Here is a 674-nt window from a genome sequence, read left to right on the forward strand (position 1 = left end):
TTGATCGCGGGCAGCAACTGGGTTTCACGGGCGCGACGCAGCAATCCCCAGACTCGACGGTAGCCATAGCTGGGCAATTCGCTGACCTGTTGCTGGATTTCGGCCACCAACTCAGCGTCATTCACCGGCCTGCTTGGCCGTGCTTTGGGCGACACCGATTGCTTGATTCGAACCGTTAATTGCGAGCGCGCCACACCGAGACATTCGCTGACCAGTTTCACTGGTCGTCCCCCGGCAACAAGGGTGAGTGCGCAATCCATTTTCGCGACCGGGCGATCTCCACGGCCTCTTTGAGGATTTCCGCTTCCATTGTTTTCTTGCCCAGCATCCGTTGCAGTTCACGGATCTGCTTGAGCGCATCGCTCAGCTCGGAAGCGGGCACCACGGCCTCGCCAGCACTGACCGCCGACAGGCTGCCGTCCTGATACAGCTTGCGCCACTGGAACAACTGGTTGGCATTGATACCGTTGCGCCGAGCGACGACCGACACGCTTTGCCCTGGCTCAAGGCTCTCGCGAACCATGGCCAGCTTTTGCTCTGGGCTCCAGCGGCGCCGCCGCTCCTGGCCCAAAAGCTCCCCACTCTTATCGTTGCTATTAGTCATAAACATAACCGTTTGCCTATCCCTTATCGTAAGGGGGAAACGGTGTCCTGTCTTTCATGGGGCTCGTTCA

1 pseudogene is annotated in these 674 nt (G+C 58.9%); it reads right to left on the bottom strand.

The window, feature by feature from the left end:
* A pseudogene (gene tnpA, locus ACODSJ_RS24715) lies at positions 1–604 on the bottom strand (IS66-like element accessory protein TnpA); the annotation flags it as partial.
* Positions 605–674: the final 70 nt, after the last annotated feature.

The sequence above is a fragment of the Pseudomonas sp. FG6 genome (genome assembly GCF_057809015.1).